Here is a 16932-nt window from a genome sequence, read left to right on the forward strand (position 1 = left end):
TTTGCAGATAATCCACTTAAAAAAGCTATTAAATCTTCGCCTGCTAATGGAGATAATCTTCCGTTAATCATAACTTGACTTTCACCTTTTCCTAACATCGAAAGCGTGTTGTTTTGCAGTTGAATGCCAGGTGTAATTCTTAAAACATCCATACCATTTCCACCTGTTGCAGCAACACTTTTCTCAACGTTAAAAACCAATCTGTCTATCTTTCTTTCGATAACTCGTTTTTCAGTTTTTACCACAATTTCATCTAAAGCTTGTGCATTTTCTTTTAACATTAAAGTACCTAAATAGATGTTCTTATCTAAAATTATTTTTTTTGATAAAGTTTCATATCCTAAAAAACTAATTTCTAAAGTATAATTTCCTTTTGATGCTTTCAATTCAAAAGCACCTCCATCTGTTGTAGTTGTTCCTGTAACAATTTTACCACTACTTCCTTTTAGAATAACATTTGCAAACGGAATAACAGCTGTTTTGTCGGTTACTTTTCCTGAAATTGTTTGTGCACTTAATATTGCTGTAAAAAATAATAAGAGTAAAGTCTGTAAAGTTTTCATTGTTTTCATCTTTTTGTTTTTGATGATACAAATGTGCAATGCAAACCCATTTTGTGCGACCGAAAACACAAAGTCGAACGGATTTCTTCTAAAGAAATTCGTTCGACTTTATTTTACAAACGTTCGACTTTGTGTTAAGTAATTGATTTTAAGCAGTTTTCCTAAACTGTGTAGGTGTAGTTCCCGTGTGTTTTTTAAAGGCTGTATTAAAAGAAGATTTTGAGTTAAAACCAACTTCGTACAAAACTTCTAATACTGTAAACTCTTTTTTAGCTGGGTTTTTTAAAATAGATTTTGCTTCTTCAATTCTATATTCGTTTACAAAATCGAAAAAATGTTGGTTTAAATGTTGATTAATTAAAACCGATAACTCTCTAGAATTCATTTTTAATTCTGAGGCTAAATTTCTAATAGATAAAGACGGATTTAAATACGGTTTTTCCGTTTTCATTAATGAAATTACATTCTCAATTTTTTCTTTATCGATATTAGAATCTTTAGGTGTATTTTTTTCAATAATTTCTGTTTCAGAGTCTACACTTTTAAACAAATCAGGGTGTTTTAAGGCTTTAAATACCAACCAAACCACAACAGACAAACCAATAACACTTACTACTATTTGTGCGATGGGAAAACTAACATCATTATCTATATATTTTAAAATACTTTTTAAAATAACAAAACTATGTACCACTGCAGATACCACTGTAAATTGAAACAGCCATTCATAGGTTTTAGAGGCATTATCAGAAAAATTTTGACGGTAAATTGCTTGATATTTATTAAGAACCATAAACATTAAAACAATATAAACCACAAATTGTAGATGGATAGAAAAATGAATAAATTTAAGTTCCCAAATAGCATTAAAATCTTGCCATAAGTTAGAAATGTATGTTGCATCCTTAGTATAAAACCTATTTACCAACACTAAATTGCCGATTACAAAAGGTATAAAATGCAGTAAGTGTTTTCTTTTTAGCTTAAAATTTGAATAGCAAACAGATAATACATAAAAATATAAAACAGGCATTTGTAAGTAGGCAAACAAACTTTTTGCCATTACAATATTAGCAAAACCATCTAAAAATAAATTATGAAAATACGCACTAATATCTATAGCCGTTAAAAGTAGAAAAGTAGCAAATAACGGATTGCTTATCCTGTTTTTTGATTTTACAGAAAGTAAAAAAAACGCTAATAATATACACAGCGAAAAATATACGATTGATATTAATGTAATTACGCTTACTCCCTCCATATTTTTTATTAAAGTCTCAAAGATAGCTAAAAAGTGAAAAAAGGTTTGTCACAAGAAGTTTATAAAAAAGATTATTTTTTGCAAGTCAATTATTTAATCAACGTTAAAAATTAAATACGCTTTACAAACTCTAAAAACACTTTTTTATGTTTTTCTATATCTAAATTGGGCGATACAGAAACTCTAGCAATATAATCTTTATCTCCTTCTTTGGTGGTGCCTTGTGTAGAGGTTGCAGGTATGGTCCAATAACAACCTTTTAATTGTCCATAACTTACACAATACTTACTTTCATCAGGAATTTCGGTAATCATTTTATTGATTAATTGATGATTCAGTTTACGCTTATAACTTTCTTTTTCTGCTACAGAATTTCCTTTTGTTGGCAAGTCTAAAGAAAAAACAGAAGGTGTAAATCCTTCTTCTGCTAATTCTTCTGAAACAAAGTTTATTTTTGCAGTTGGTAACGTTTTTTGAATATAGTTTACAAACGCTCGTGTATTTTCATAAGCCTCTTTTATTCTTTGGTTCATAGATGGCAATTGTGTTGCCAATATTTCCATCTGATGCGCTGTTGCTTCATTGTTGCAAATTGTTAAATGCGTTGCTATTTTATCGACAAAACTTGCCGTTTTTTGGTTACCAACCACATAACCAGCAGTACATTTTCCGCCACTTGGAAACTTAGAACCGCTTGCATAAGAAATGGTACTTACATTAGAAAGTATTTCGCCATCACCTAAAAAATTAAAATTCGGACAAAAAGTTTGATCTAAAATAAAAACTGGCGCAATTGCCACTTTTCCATTTGTAGTTTTACGCTCTTTACTTAAAGCTGCTTCTAATTTTAGCAAATCAGGTACTTCTACTCTCGGGTTTGTAGGTATTTCTGCAATAATAAAAGGGATGGCATCCTCTTTAGCAATGGTGTCTAAAACTTTATGAATACTTTGTACCATATCATTATCTCCATCTACAGGTAAATCTACAATACTTACATTTTTAGCACAGGCAGCAACACGTCTGGCTTGGTCATTCGTACCTCCATAACAATTTGGTGGCACCACAAATTTAATGGCTTTATCAACAAAATTTTCTTGTGCATAATCTATCAAACCCATCATAATTGCGAACTGTACAGACAATCCACTAGAACCAATTAGAGGTTTTGTATATGCTTTTGTGATGTTAGAAATAGCATTGATAACGCTTGTTTTGTTTTTCTCAAAATCAACTTTTTCTACATATAAAGTTGTGTTTTCTGCAAAGGGTTTTAAAACTGATAAACAATTGCTTGGGGTCATTGCAATGGTTTCTCTTCTTCTAACATGTTGTATTTCTGAAATATAATCACTTTTATTAGGTCCGTTTATAAGTAAAACACTTCCCAAATTTTTATAAACATTGATGTAAAAATCAATATTTGAATGGAGTTCAAGTTCAGAAATTTCACTTTGTGCTGTAATTAAAAGCGTGCTTCCATCAAAACTAGCGATTTCTGAAACTGAATCAATATCTTGTACTTCAAATTGATAGCCATAAACATTTTTTAATTTTGCTATATCAAAGGAAGAAGGCAACTTATTGGTATATAAAATTTGTGTTTTTTTATTTGCCAATAAATTAGTTCTTAAAACAGCCAAAATGGGCATGGTTTCAGAAGAAAAACTGATAATATTTTCTGGTTTAAGTTGATACAACTTGCCCAAAGTCCATTCTAAAACACAAGACAAAGGATGCCCTAATCGTATGTAATCGTAAGCGGTTGGCAGTTTTTTTAACGAAGCAGTATCTAGACTGTTATTATTAAAAATATTTTCAAAATTGTTTAGAAATTCAGTTTTTGCCAATTCTTCACTGTAAATATCTAATCTATGTGTGGTTAAATCTAACCAGTCTTTTGGGCGATTGTCTAAAACGTTTTTTATAAAATCTTCTAATTTATTTCTCTGCATCATTTTGTCTTCTAAATAAGGTTATTGCAAGGTACAATAATTGAGTTTTTAAGAAAAAATGTTAACACAACTTTATAAACCTTTTTAAGGTAGTAATTAATTCTTCTTTGTTTTCAATATGACTCATGTGTCCACCATCTAAAACCACAATTTCAGAATTGGTTTTTTCAGCTTCTTGCAAAGAAGTTTTTACATCTAAAACAGGATCTTTTTTACCAGCAATTATTAACTTTTTAAAATTGTTTTCTACCAAAACTGCATTGCTGTTTTCACGAATTCGCATACCTTCATTGGCGGCTATATAACCTTGTATGGGTGTTTGTAAGGCTTCTTGCAAAGCAGTATTTATTGCTGTTTTAAATTTTTTTCTACTTTCTTCGCCAAATAAATTTACAAAGGACATTCTAACCATATTGGTAAAGTTTTTTTGTATCATTTTATTTGCTCTAAAACGTAATTTTTTACGCTCTTCAGAATCCTCATTAGAAGTGGAGTTTAATAAGCACAACCCCTTTATTTTATTAGGATTATTTTTGGCAAGTTGCAAACAAATATAGCCTCCTAAAGAATGGCCCACCAAAATAAATTTTCGAAGTTTTAAATGTTTTAAAATAGCATCTACTGCTTCTGTAAAAACTTCCATAGAATGCACATAACCCAAACAATCGCTTTTTCCATGTCCTAATAAATCAATAGTAATAATTCTATTTCTTTTGGTAAATGCTGGTTTTATAGTATCCCACATGGTGGAATTTTCTAAAAAACCATGAATTAAAACAATTGCGGTTCCTTTTCCTTCGTCAGAAAAAGAAAGGTTTGCATTTTTAAATATTATAGATTTTTGCATCACTCAAAAATATGTATATTTCAGCTTTAATTACAAAGCTACATCATGAAATTTATAAAAAGTTTTTTTTTCGTTTTTCTGTTCTCATCAACCCTTATTTCTGCCCAAATTGAAGAAAAAGTTTTAGATGATTTAATAATAAATACATTGCACACTTTTGAGGTTCCAGGAATTTCAGTAGGAATTTTAAAGGATGGAAAAATAACATATGCCAAAGGTTTTGGTGTACGTTCTTTAACCAATAAAAAAAACATGAATCCAAATACCTTAGTGGGTGTCGCTTCTAATAGTAAGGGTTTTACGTGTTTTGCTTTGGCGATGATGGTAGATGCTGGCAAATTAAACTGGGATGATAAAGTGCGAAAACACATTCCAGAATTTCAATTATATGATGCTTGGGTTACAGAACAATTTACTGTTAGAGATTTGGTAACTCATAGAAGTGGTATGGGCTTAGGTGCTGGAGATTTGATGTTTTTTCCAGAAGGAAATGATTTTACAGTAACAGATGTCATCAACAATGTAAAACACCTAAAACCAGAAAGTTCTTTTAGAAGCAAATTTGCTTACAATAACAACATGTTTATTATAGCTGGCGAAGTTTTAAAACGTGTTAGCGGACTTTCTTGGGAGGAATTTATAGAACAAAAAATAATGAAACCTGTTGGAATGACCAGCAGTAAAGCTTCTTATAACAGAGTTTCAGACAAATCTAATATTATTGATGCGCACACCAGAACAGAAGGTAAAGTAGTGCAAATTCCACATGATTGGAGTGAAACAGCAAATGCAGCAGGCGGAATTGTAAGCAACGTAAAAGACATGTTAACTTGGGCCCAATTTTTAATGAATGATGCTGTAACTGAAGATGGAAAACGTTTGTTGAGTGAAAAACAGTTTCATGAACTTTGGCAACTGCAAACTCCCTTAAAAGTTGGCAAAGGCGATTGGTACAATGCCCATTTTAGAGGATATGGTTTGGGTTGGTTTTTAATGGATGTAAAAGGAGGTTACAAACAAGTGTATCATACAGGTGGTTTGTTAGGTACAGTTACACAATTTACCATGATTCCAGAGTTAGATTTGGCAATTATTGTGCTAACCAATCAAATGAATGGTAATGCATTTAATACCATTACAAACTCGATAAAAGACAGTTATTTAGGTTATAAGGACAGAAATTGGTTAAAGATGTATGGTGATAGAAATACCAATTATTTACAATATAATGATAGTATAAAAGCAAGTGTTTACAACAAAGTAGCTTTGGCTAAAAATGATAAAACCATACCAAAACCAAGTCAGATTGTAGGAACTTACACAGATGCTTGGTTTGGTGATATCTCTATTTCTTTTGATGGAAATTCTTATACTATAAAAAGTAAAAGATCTACAGACATTGTAGGTGAATTATTATCTTACAACCAAACTACTTACGTTGCAAAATGGAACAACAGAAGTTTTGATGCAGATGTTTTTGTTAATTTTTCGTTTGATGAAAAAGGCAATGCTACAAATGCAACCATGAAATACATTGCGCCAATAACCGATTTTAGTTTCGATTTTCATGATTTAAATCTTAAAAAAGTAAATTAATTTTGAACAAAACAAAAGAAATTTGGATTGGTGGTTTTGCACTTTTCTCGTTATTTTTTGGCGCAGGAAATTTAATTTTACCACCCAATTTAGGCGCAAAAGCTGGCGCAGATTGGTGGATTGTAGTTTTAGGTTTTATAATTACAGGAATAGCAATACCAATTTTAGCCATTTTTGCACACGCAAAATTACAAGGTACTTTGTACGATTTTGGTAAAAAAGTTTCGCCACTTTTTAGCACTGTTTTTTGCTTTTTAATTTATATCATAGCTTTTGCAATTCCTTCTCCAAGAACTGCAGCAGTAACACATGAAATGGCAATTCAGCCATTTTTTGATTCGCCAGCAATTGTTACCAGTATTATTTACTTTATTTTGGTGTTTTTGTTTGCTATTAATCGTTCTAAAATTATTAGTTTGATAGGTAAATTTTTAACGCCTATTATTGTTTTAATTTTACTAATTATTATAGGAATCGCAATATTTTCATCACCAGGAAATAGTACACCAAGCACATTTAAAACACCTTTTGTAGACGGTATTTTAGAAGGTTACCAAACTTTTGATGCGATTGCAGGTGTGGTTGTAGGTGCTGTAATTATCATTTCGTTAAATTACAGCAATCATAACACTTTTAAAGAAAAAAGAAAACTGATTAGAAAAGCCGGTTTTATTGCAGGTACTGGTTTGTTACTTATTTATGGTGGCTTAATTTTAAGCGGTACTTTATTTTCATCAACTTTTGCAGAAAATGCTTCTAGAACTGAAGTTTTAACCAGTTTAAGCACACAAACTTTAGGTAATTTAGGTACTACTTTTTTAAGTGTGTTGGTAGCTTTGGCTTGTTTTACAACTGCTGTTGGTATTGTAACTGGTACTGCAGATTACATCAAAGGCATTTGTAATAACTCAAAAAAAGCATATATTATTACAGCTGCAATTGCTTCTGTAATTGGTATTATCGTTGGGAGTTATCAAGTTGATTTTATCATTACTTTGGCAGTTCCCTCTTTAATGTTTTTATACCCAATTACCATTATTCTAATATTGTTGAATCTTTTTCCAGATAAATATGCTTCAAAAACAGTTTTTAGAGCAGTTGTTTTGGTAACTTTTCTTTTTAGTATTCCCGATTTTTTGATTTTTATACCAGGTTCAGAAAGTTTTGCGGTTTATTTAAAAAACTTAATTCCTTTGGGTAAATTTAGTTTGGGTTGGGTAATTCCTGCTTGTTTGGTTTTTGTAGGGGTAAATTTAATTTCTAAAAAAATACAATAGTTTATTTTTGTAGTTGTTTTTACAAGTTAAAATCTACTATAATGAAAAAGTTTTTTTACTGCATTTTTTTTGTGCCTTTCTTATTATCAGCTCAAATAAACGAAAGTGATACACTTAAGGTAAAAGCAAAATTATCTTTAACAGGTTTCTGGCAAGCAGGAAACGTAGAAACTTTTATTTTTAGAGCTAAAACAGATGTGAGTTTTGTACCTATAAAAAATTGGGTTTTTAAAACACAGAACTCATATGTTTATCAAGCTTTTGGGGGTACTAAAGCAGATGAAGATATTTTGAGTTTAAATTTTTTGTATTTAAATCCTGAGAAAAAACTATACCCTTTATTATTAGGTTTTGTAAGTACCAATTTTAGAAGAGAAATTGATGTTCGATATCTTTTTGGTGCTGGTATTACCTATCAACTTATAAATACAGAAAAGAGTTGGTTAAAACTTTCTTTAAGTAGCGAATACGAGCACACAAATTTTACAAAAACTAATTTTAATATTGCAGATTATAATGGACAAGAAAGTATAAGTACAATGCGTGGAACGGTTTGGTTAAATGGAAAGTATCACTTATTCAAGAAAAAAATAATTATTACCCACGAAAGTTATGTGCAACCTTCTTTAAATAAACAAAATAATTACAGATGGCAGGCTGATGTTGGTTTAGAATTACCCGTCTGGAAATACTTAAATTTTAAAGTGAATTATCTGCATACTTTTGAGAGTTTAGTAATACAAAATCAAAAGCAACAAGATAAATTTTTAACTTTTGGCTTTACTTTAAAAAGTTTTTAGACTTTTTATTCGCAAATTGATTTGATTAGTTGAATTTTATGTAACATTTTCCAAGTTTTATGAGTAAAAACTTTGGACGAAAATTTAAATAATAAAATCGTTTTTTTCTTTTTTTCACAAAAATAGCTCTCAACCTTTACGTTTAAAACTAACATTTTATTAGTTGCAAATCGAAGAAGAAGTTTAAATACTTATTTCTAGATTACTTAAAAAACGACAAGAAGATTCCAGTATTTAGCTCATTAATATTTTTGGAGTTGGGTATAAGTTAGCAATTAAATAAATTTAAAATAGACCAACTTCTCAAGTACCTTTTGAAAATTTAGTGTTTGACTTCCAGAGAACTTGTGGTTTGTTCACAATAGACAATTTATAGATTTTATGTTTCAATTTAAAGCTATTTTAAACAATTATAAATAAAAGCGCATCAAAATAAAATAGTTTATTTTTGCTTTTCGTTTTATAATTTTCAGTTTTAAAAAAACATTTGTTAAACTATTATTCATATCCACATAAAGATTCTAAAGAATGGGTAACTTTTGTACATGGTGCAGGAGGTAGCAGTTCTATTTGGTTTAAGCAAGTGCGTGATTTTAAAAAGCATTTTAACGTGCTAATTTTAGATTTAAGAGGCCATGGCAATAGTAAACCTTCTTTAAAAGATACGTTTAATCCTAAGTATACGTTTGATTCAATTACCAAAGATATTGTAGAGGTCATCGATTTTTTAAAAATTAAAAAATCTCATTTTGTAGGTATTTCTTTAGGTACCATTCTTATTAGAAATTTGGCAGAAAAAAGACCAGAATTGGTTAAAAGTATGGTTATGGGAGGTGCTATTATTAAAATGAATTTTCGCTCGCAAGTACTTATGAAAGTAGGAAACGTTTTTAAATCTGTTGTCCCCTACATGCTTTTATACAAGCTTTTTGCATTTATAATCATGCCAAAGAAAAATCATAAAAAATCGAGATTGTTGTTTGTCAACGAAGCCAAAAAACTCTATCAGAAAGAGTTTATTAGGTGGTTTAAACTTACTTCAGAAATAAATCCTTTGTTGCGTTTTTTTAGAACAAAAGACATCAAAATACCCACTTTATATGTTATGGGTTCAGAAGATCATTTGTTTTTACCTTCTATTAAAAATATAGTAGCTAAACACGTAACTTCTTCCTTATTTGTAATCAATAATTGTGGGCATGTTGTAAATGTAGAGCAACCAGAAATGTTTAATACAGAAACCATTAAGTTTATTGAATCTTTGGCATAAAAAACTAGGATTTCATCACTTTCTTTGTTAATTTTTTAACATTTATCAATTATCTTTACATTTTTTAAAGTTTATATGATGAATCAAATAATTACTTTTGGTGAGGTTTTAATGCGAATTTCCCCTCGAGGAAACAAAAAATTTATCCAATCCAATAACGTAGAGTTTTATTTTGGAGGAACAGAATTAAATGTGGGTATTTCGATTGCAAATTTTGGTGGAGATGTAAAACATATTTCTTGTATTTCTGATGATTTTATAGGTGATACAGCCATTTCTTATTTAAGAAAATTTGGTGTAAGTACATCTGCAATTGTGCGCTCTAAAAGACCATTGGGTGTCTATTTTTTAGAAGTTGGTGCCGTAATTAGACCAAGTGCTATTTCTTACAATCGTTCGCATTCCTCTTTTTCTGAAATTCAGCCAAAAATGGTAGATTGGCAAACCGCTTTAAAAAAGGGCAAATGGTTTCATTGGACAGGTATTACACCTGCCTTAAATAAAGGAAGTAAAGAAACACTTTTAGAGGGTTTAAAACTGGCAAAAGAAAAAGGAATGCAAATTTCTGCAGACCCAACATATAGAAGTGGTTTGTGGAATTATGGAGAAAATCCAAAAGAAGTTTTATCTGAAATGGTATCGTATTCTACTGTCTTTATTGGTGGGATTAATGAAATTAACGAGCTTTTAGAAACCGATTTTTCGTATTCTAACAAAGATTTTATAGAAGCAAGTAAACAATTAATCGCAAAGTATCCTTCAATAGAAAAAGTGTTTGATAAGATTAGAACATCCATTAATTCTTCTTGGCATAAAATAAGAGCAAGAATGTGGAATGGTATTGAATTTAGAGAAACTGAAGATATAGATATTACACATATTGTGGATAGAATTGGTACTGGTGACGCTTTTGCAGCTGGCTTAATACATGGTCTACAAAAATTTGAAGATTTTAAAGCCATGCAATTTGGTTCTGCAGCATGCGCCATAAAACACACGTATTTGGGTGATGTAAATTACGCTATAGAAGAGGAGGTAATTAGTATTCTAGAAGGAAATACTACAGGAAGGTTAAAAAGATAAAAAAAGCGAGTGTAAAAACTCGCTTTTTTATATTGAATCCAGTCTATGACTGGTTCATAATATCTTCAATTTCGTCTGCTTCAATAGGAATATTACCCATCAGATTAAAAGGTTCTCCTTTTTCTTGAATCACAACATCATCTTCTAAACGAATACCAAAACCTTCATCAGGAATATAAATACCAGGTTCTACTGTAAATACGTTATTCGCTTGCATTGGCTCATGCAATAGACCGTAATCATGTGTATCTAAACCAATATGATGGCTTGTACCATGCATAAAGTATTTTTTGTAAGCAGGCCAATTTTTGTCTTCGTTTTGCACATCAGCTTTGTCTAACAAACCTAGTTTTAATAATTCTGATGTCATCAATTTACCAACTTCTATATGATATTCTTTCCAAATAGTACCAGGAACTAATAATTTTGTAGCTTCTTTTTTAACATTGTTTACAGCATTGTATACTGCTTTTTGTCGGTCTGTAAATGTACCTGAAACAGGTACAGTTCTAGACAAATCACTAGCATAGTTTGCATATTCTGCAGCTGTATCAAACAAAATTAAATCACCCGCTTTACATTGCTGGTTGTTTACTGTATAGTGTAAAACGTTGGCATTGTTACCTGAAGCTATAATTGGTGTATATGCAAACCCTTTAGACCTGTTTTTTACATATTCATGTAGCAATTCGGCTTCAATTTCATACTCCCAAACACCCGGTTTTATAAAGTTTAAAATGCGTCTAAACCCTTTTTCTGTAATATTACAAGCTTGTTGCATCAAATCCAATTCAATTTGGTCTTTTACAGAGCGCAAACGCTGTAAAATAGGATTACTTTTTGCTACAGCATGTGCAGGATATTTAGCCAACAACCATTTTGTAAAGCGGTCTTCTCTGGTTTCTGTTTCTACATTTGCTCTGTAATGCTCATTCGTGTTTATATAAAAAGTATCTGCGTAAGATGCCATCTCAAACAATACTTTTTCTAAATCTTGTAACCAATAAACAGTTTTAATTCCAGAGGTTTCAAACGCAGCTTCTTTCGTTAATTTTTCTCCTTCCCAAACAGCAATATGCGCATTGGTTTCTGTTAAAAACAACACTTCTCTCAAATTTTCATTTGGGCAATCAGGAAACAGCATTAAAATACTCTCTTCTTGATCTACACCAGATAAATAAAAAATATCTCTGTGTTGCTGAAAAGGCATCGTGCTGTCTGCAGAAATTGGATAAACATCATTAGAGTTAAAAACAGCAATACTGTTTCGCTTCATTTGAGAAGCAAAGTTTTTACGGTTTTTTACAAATAATTGGGTATCTATTTTATGGTATTTCATGTCGAATAATATTTAAAACTCAAAGGTAAGAAATCTAAATGCCAACATGAAATGTGGTACCGAATAACCACATAGAAGTTGTAAAGTAATTTTCTATGTGGTATAAATTTTAATGAATGGAGTAACTTTTAGATTGCTATTTTATAAATCCTAAAAACGTTTCTTTTTAGGAGCTCCAGTTCTACCTCTACCAGAAGTAGCTCCATTAGGTTTATTTCCTTTAAAATGAGGTTTTCTTTTTGGTTTTCTCTTAGATGTCGAACTTGTTTCAGCAGCTCTTTTTTTATTGGAATCACGAGAGTTTTCACCGCCTTTATTTTTTTTACCAAAAGACTTTTTACTCTGTGTAGCAGCTCTTTTTGGTGGTGCGGTGTCGGTAGGTTCAAAATCTTCTAAAATGGTAGATTTTAATTTTTCTTGCAACAACTTTTCTATTTCGTTTTGGTATTCAGTTTCTTCACTACAAACAAAAGAAATAGCTTCTCCAGCAGCACCTGCTCTACCAGTTCTACCAATTCTATGTACATAATCTTCGGGTACATTTGGTAATTCGTAATTAATAACGTGTGGTAATAAAGGAATGTCTAAACCACGAGCAGCAATATCTGTAGCTACTAAAATTTTAATAGTATTTTCTTTAAAGTTTTTCAACGCTTTTGTTCTGGCTCCTTGGCTTTTATTTCCATGAATTGCAGCGGCAGAAATACCCGCTTTTATCAGTTTTTGAGTTAACTTATTAGCACCATGTTTGGTTCTTGTAAACATTAAAACTTGAGACCAATTGTTGTCTTTTATCAGCTTAATAGCCAATTCTGTTTTTCGTTTTTTATCAACTTTATATACCTTGTGTGTTACTTTTTTTGCGGTGGAATTTTGTGGTGCAGTTTCTACAGAAACAGGATTTCTTAAAATACCCGCAGCCAATTTTTTAATATCATTAGAAAAAGTTGCAGAAAACAGTAAGTTTTGCCTTTTTGCAGGCATAAAACTGATAATTTTGTTAATGTCTCTAACAAAACCCATGTCTAACATTCTATCTGCTTCATCTAAAATTAACACATCTACACGTTTAAAAGAAACCGCTTTTTGGTCGTGTAAATCTAGCAATCTACCAGGAGTTGCTACTAAAATATCCACACCTCTTTTTAAGGTTGCTATTTGTTTTGTAGCTTTTACACCGCCAAAAACCACAGCAGAATAAATGTTTAAATACTTGCTGTACTCTCTAACGTTATCATAAACTTGCGCAGCTAATTCTCTAGTTGGCGTTAAAACCAACGCACGTAAAGGTCTATATTTTGGGTGTTTTGTTTCCGATAAATATTGTAAAACGGGCAATGTAAAACCAGCGGTTTTACCTGTACCTGTTTGTGCAGAGGCTAAAATATCTTTACCTTTTAAAATATGTGGAATCGCTTTTTCTTGAATGGGAGATGGTTTTGTATATCCTTTTTCTTCAACTGCTTTTAAAATTGAATCAGATAAACCTAAATCTTTAAATGTCATATATAATTATTACAAAATAGTATTGATGTCGCTATTTCTGCTGCAAAGATACGTTCTTTAAACTTGAAGCAAGTTTTTCTGCAAGGTCTTACAAAACTTTCCAATATCATTTCCTATTTTAGATTCCTTTTTTGGGCGTTTTAACAGGCTTTCACTACTCGCTTTTTTTCGTTCCTCAAAAAGAGCTCAAACAAACAGTTCAATCCCTAACGCAAAAGGCTTATTTAAAACCAAATTTCAAAACTTAAAAGCCTATCAAATACTTAAAAAAGAAATCAATAAAAACTTAAAACTTGTTAATTTTTTTGATATTGATTTTACAAGTAGTAATTTCATCATTTTAAAAACCAAACCTATTTCTTATGAAAACTTTTTTTAATTTTTTAATACTGTGTTTTTCGGCATCATTGTTGGCACAAACACCAACAAATTCAACAGTTGTTCAAAATTCTTTAGCGCAAAAAACAAAGATGATGAACACCTCAATGGTTAAAAACATTGAATTTACCAATATTGGACCAACAGTAATGAGTGGACGTGTTGCAGATGTTGCTGTAAATCCAGAAAATCCAACTGAATTTTATGTTGGGTATGCTTCAGGTGGTTTGTGGCACACCAACAATAATGGAACTACTTTTACGCCGGTTTTAGACAACTCACCCACACAAAATATCGGAGATATTGCTGTAGATTGGTACTCAGGAACCATTTGGGTTGGTACAGGAGAAAAAAACTCATCGCGTTCTTCTTACGCAGGTATTGGAATGTTAAAATCTATAGATAAAGGTAAAACATGGACAAATGTTGGTTTACCAGATTCGCATCATATTAGTAGAATTCTTATCAACCCAAATAATGCAAACGAAGTTATTGTGGGTGTTATAGGTCATTTATATTCTCCAAACCCAGAAAGAGGAGTTTTTAAAACTACAGATGCTGGTAAAACATGGACAAAAACTTTATTTATAAATAACGATACTGGAATTATAGATGTAGCTGTTGCGCCAGAAAATTTTAACATTATGTACGCAGCTTCTTGGGAAAGAGACCGTAAAGCTTGGAATTTTGATGGAGATGGAAATAACTCAGCCATTTATAAAAGTACTGATGCAGGTACAACTTGGACAAAAATTAGTGATAATTCAGGTTTCCCAACAGGAGATGGTGTGGGTAGAATTGGTTTAGCAGTTTTTAATGAAAGTACAGTTTATGCTTTGCATGACAGTCAGTTTAGAAGGCCAAAAGGCAAAACAAAAAAACCTTCAGACGCTTTAACCAAAGAAGATTTTAAAACCATGTCTACTTCAGATTTTTTAAGTCTGTCTGATAAAAAACTAAATACGTATTTAAAAAATAACGGTTTTCAAGAAAAATACAGAGCAGAAAATGTAAAGCAAATGGTGCGTGTTGGCACTGTAAAACCTGTAGATTTAGCAAGTTATTTAGAAGATGCAAATGCCATGTTGTTTGACACACAGGTTATTGGTGCAGAGGTTTTTAAAACAACAAATGGAGGTAAATCTTGGAAAAAAACACACAAAGATTATTTAGATGGCGTTTACAGTTCTTATGGTTATTATTTTGGTGAAATTCGTGTGGATTTACAAAACGAAAATGGAATTTACGTTTTAGGTGTTCCAATAATTAAATCTAAAGATGGGGGAAAAACATTTACATCTATCAGTAGAGAAAACGTACATTCAGATCATCAAGCATTGTGGATAAATCCTAAAAAATCGGGTCATATTTTAAATGGTAATGATGGTGGTTTAAACTTGTCTTATGATGATGGCGAAAATTGGATAAAACTAAATGACCCTGCAGTTGGGCAATTTTACTCAGTCTATGCAGACAATCAGAAAAATTATAAAGTCTATGGTGGCTTGCAAGACAATGGTGTTTGGGTTGCAAACAACAATGCGAGAATAAATAAACAATGGCAAGCATCTGGTCAAAATCCATATGAGTCAATTATGGGAGGAGATGGAATGCAGGTGCAAGTTGATGATAGAAACCCAAATATTGTATACACAGGTTATCAGTTTGGAAATTATTACAGAATTAATAGAGAAACTGGTAAAAGTGAATACATTCAACCCAAACATACGTTGGGAGAAACTCCTTATAGATTCAATTGGCAAACACCCATTCACTTATCTAAACACAATCAGGATATTTTATATTTAGGAGGAAATAAACTACATAGATCTTTAAATAAAGGTGATGATTGGGAAACCATTTCTGGCGATTTAACTACAGGGGGCAAAAAAGGAAATGTGGCTTATGGAACCTTAACCACCATTTCAGAAAGTCCGTTTCAATTTGGGTTAATTTATGTGGGTTCAGATGATGGATACATCAATATAACCAAAAATGGAGGAGGAAGTTGGACACGAATTTCTAACAATTTACCTCAAAATTTATGGGTTTCAAGAGTCATTGCATCAGCACATAAAAAAGAACGTGTCTACGCAACCTTAAACGGTTATCGATTTGATGATTTTACAACTTATGTGTACATGTCTAATGATTATGGACAAACTTGGAAAAACATTAGTAATAACATACCAACATCACCAGTAAACGTAATTAAAGAAGACCCAGCAAACGAAAATGTATTGTATTTAGGAACAGATAATGGGTTGTATGTAACCTTCAATCAAGGAAATTCTTGGGAAGCCTTTGCAAACAATTTACCAAATGTAGCTGTGCACGATGTTTTTGTACAACCAACGGCTAAAGATTTAATTGTGGGTACACATGGTAGAAGTTTGTACAAAACCAATATTGCTAATCTACAAAAAATGACTGAGGATGTTTTGGCAAAATCAACACATGTTTTTGGAATAAACTCAATTAGAAAAAGTAGAAATTGGGGGCGTTCTTGGAGCCAATGGAGAGACGCTTACACACCAGAAATTAACATTCCTTTTTATGCAAAATCAAATCAAAAAGTTACTGTAGCTATTTTTAATGATGATGTAAAAGTAAACTCTCTAGAAATAGATGCTACAAAAGGATATAACATTGCAAAATTTGATGTTTCATTCTCTAAAAGAGGTAAAAGAGCTTTTGAGAAAAAGAATAAAAAAGCAACTATAAGTAAAGCTCAAAATGGTATTTATTACCTTCCAAAAGGGAAGTATACCGTAAAAATTGGAGATGCAGAAAGTGAATTTGAAATAAAATAATACAGGGCCCTTCAGGTTTTTAAAACTTGAAGGGTTTCATTAAATATTTTAATTGCATCCAATATTAGTTGGGTGTTAAACAAATTATATGCAATTGACTTTAGCCAAACTCTTTTACAATTTAGGCTGAAGTTAAAAACCATAAAATTCATTGTTGTAAATTATATTCATAGATGAAAAAATTCTTACCAATTATATTCTTTTCACTTGTAATCTCTACCAGTGCTCAATCAGATTTAAAAAG

12 protein-coding genes are annotated in these 16932 nt (G+C 31.2%); 6 read left to right on the forward strand and 6 right to left on the reverse strand.

The features are described from left to right. The 4 genes from ACTG3S_RS07775 to ACTG3S_RS07790 all read right to left on the reverse strand — a co-directional run. On the reverse strand, window positions 1-563 hold a 563-nt coding region (locus tag ACTG3S_RS07775), incomplete at its 3' end, for a carboxypeptidase-like regulatory domain-containing protein (protein ID WP_439128786.1). Between the two features lie 148 nt (window positions 564-711). Further along, entirely contained in the window at window positions 712-1824 is a 1113-nt protein-coding gene (locus ACTG3S_RS07780; protein WP_439128787.1) for a helix-turn-helix domain-containing protein, read from the reverse strand. A gap of 110 nt (window positions 1825-1934) precedes the next feature. Continuing rightward, on the reverse strand, window positions 1935-3779 hold the full coding sequence (locus tag ACTG3S_RS07785; protein WP_439128809.1) for a cystathionine beta-synthase: 1845 nt from the start codon (window positions 3777-3779) through the stop codon (window positions 1935-1937). Window positions 3780-3840: 61 nt separating this feature from the next. Continuing rightward, window positions 3841-4626, reverse strand: coding sequence for an alpha/beta fold hydrolase (locus ACTG3S_RS07790; protein WP_439128788.1), 786 nt, complete (start codon window positions 4624-4626; stop codon window positions 3841-3843). Between the two features lie 45 nt (window positions 4627-4671). On the opposite strand from ACTG3S_RS07790, the gene ACTG3S_RS07795 reads away from it, so the two are divergent. From ACTG3S_RS07795 to ACTG3S_RS07815, 5 genes are all read left to right on the forward strand, one after another. After that, complete coding sequence (locus ACTG3S_RS07795) at window positions 4672-6222, forward strand: serine hydrolase (RefSeq protein WP_439128789.1); 1551 nt, start codon at window positions 4672-4674, stop codon at window positions 6220-6222. A 2-nt stretch (window positions 6223-6224) separates the two neighbouring features. Continuing rightward, window positions 6225-7499 carry a branched-chain amino acid transport system II carrier protein gene (gene brnQ, locus ACTG3S_RS07800; protein ID WP_439128790.1) on the forward strand — a complete coding sequence of 425 codons (1275 nt, stop codon included), beginning with the start codon at window positions 6225-6227 and terminating at the stop codon, window positions 7497-7499. Window positions 7500-7540: 41 nt separating this feature from the next. After that, entirely contained in the window at window positions 7541-8299 is a 759-nt protein-coding gene (locus tag ACTG3S_RS07805; protein ID WP_439128791.1) for a DUF481 domain-containing protein, read from the forward strand. Between the two features lie 487 nt (window positions 8300-8786). Further along, the gene (locus ACTG3S_RS07810) at window positions 8787-9569 is read left to right on the forward strand and encodes an alpha/beta fold hydrolase (RefSeq protein WP_439128792.1); all 783 of its coding nucleotides are present in this window, start codon (window positions 8787-8789) and stop codon (window positions 9567-9569) included. Between the two features lie 78 nt (window positions 9570-9647). After that, the gene (locus ACTG3S_RS07815; RefSeq protein ID WP_439128793.1) at window positions 9648-10652 is read left to right on the forward strand and encodes a sugar kinase; all 1005 of its coding nucleotides are present in this window, start codon (window positions 9648-9650) and stop codon (window positions 10650-10652) included. Between the two features lie 43 nt (window positions 10653-10695). Here ACTG3S_RS07815 and ACTG3S_RS07820 read toward each other — a convergent pair whose 3' ends face one another. Both ACTG3S_RS07820 and ACTG3S_RS07825 read right to left on the reverse strand, forming a co-directional pair. After that, a complete protein-coding gene (locus tag ACTG3S_RS07820) occupies window positions 10696-11991 on the reverse strand; it encodes an aminopeptidase P family protein (RefSeq protein ID WP_439128794.1) in 1296 nt (431 codons plus the stop codon). A gap of 150 nt (window positions 11992-12141) precedes the next feature. Next, window positions 12142-13497 (reverse strand): DEAD/DEAH box helicase, encoded by a 1356-nt coding sequence (locus ACTG3S_RS07825; RefSeq protein ID WP_439128795.1) that lies wholly within the window; start codon window positions 13495-13497, stop codon window positions 12142-12144. Window positions 13498-13859: 362 nt separating this feature from the next. Between ACTG3S_RS07825 and ACTG3S_RS07830 the strand changes: the two genes are divergently transcribed. Continuing rightward, entirely contained in the window at window positions 13860-16688 is a 2829-nt protein-coding gene (locus tag ACTG3S_RS07830) for a VPS10 domain-containing protein (RefSeq protein ID WP_439128796.1), read from the forward strand. Window positions 16689-16932 lie beyond the last annotated feature (244 nt).

Source organism: Polaribacter sp., from assembly GCF_965656025.1.
Lineage (GTDB): Bacteria > Bacteroidota > Bacteroidia > Flavobacteriales > Flavobacteriaceae > Polaribacter.

Excerpts from the sequence above, each read along its gene's own strand:
- ACTG3S_RS07825 (WP_439128795.1), bottom strand. The coding sequence starts at position 13,497 with ATGACATTTAAAGATTTAGGTTTATCTGATTCAATTTTAAAAGCAGTT.
- ACTG3S_RS07785 (WP_439128809.1), bottom strand. The coding sequence starts at position 3,779 with ATGCAGAGAAATAAATTAGAAGATTTTATAAAAAACGTTTTAGACAAT.
- ACTG3S_RS07820 (WP_439128794.1), bottom strand. The coding sequence starts at position 11,991 with ATGAAATACCATAAAATAGATACCCAATTATTTGTAAAAAACCGTAAA.
- ACTG3S_RS07790 (WP_439128788.1), bottom strand. The coding sequence starts at position 4,626 with ATGCAAAAATCTATAATATTTAAAAATGCAAACCTTTCTTTTTCTGAC.
- ACTG3S_RS07780 (WP_439128787.1), bottom strand. The coding sequence starts at position 1,824 with ATGGAGGGAGTAAGCGTAATTACATTAATATCAATCGTATATTTTTCG.
- ACTG3S_RS07805 (WP_439128791.1), top strand. The coding sequence starts at position 7,541 with ATGAAAAAGTTTTTTTACTGCATTTTTTTTGTGCCTTTCTTATTATCA.
- ACTG3S_RS07795 (WP_439128789.1), top strand. The coding sequence starts at position 4,672 with ATGAAATTTATAAAAAGTTTTTTTTTCGTTTTTCTGTTCTCATCAACC.
- ACTG3S_RS07815 (WP_439128793.1), top strand. The coding sequence starts at position 9,648 with ATGAATCAAATAATTACTTTTGGTGAGGTTTTAATGCGAATTTCCCCT.
- ACTG3S_RS07830 (WP_439128796.1), top strand. The coding sequence starts at position 13,860 with ATGAAAACTTTTTTTAATTTTTTAATACTGTGTTTTTCGGCATCATTG.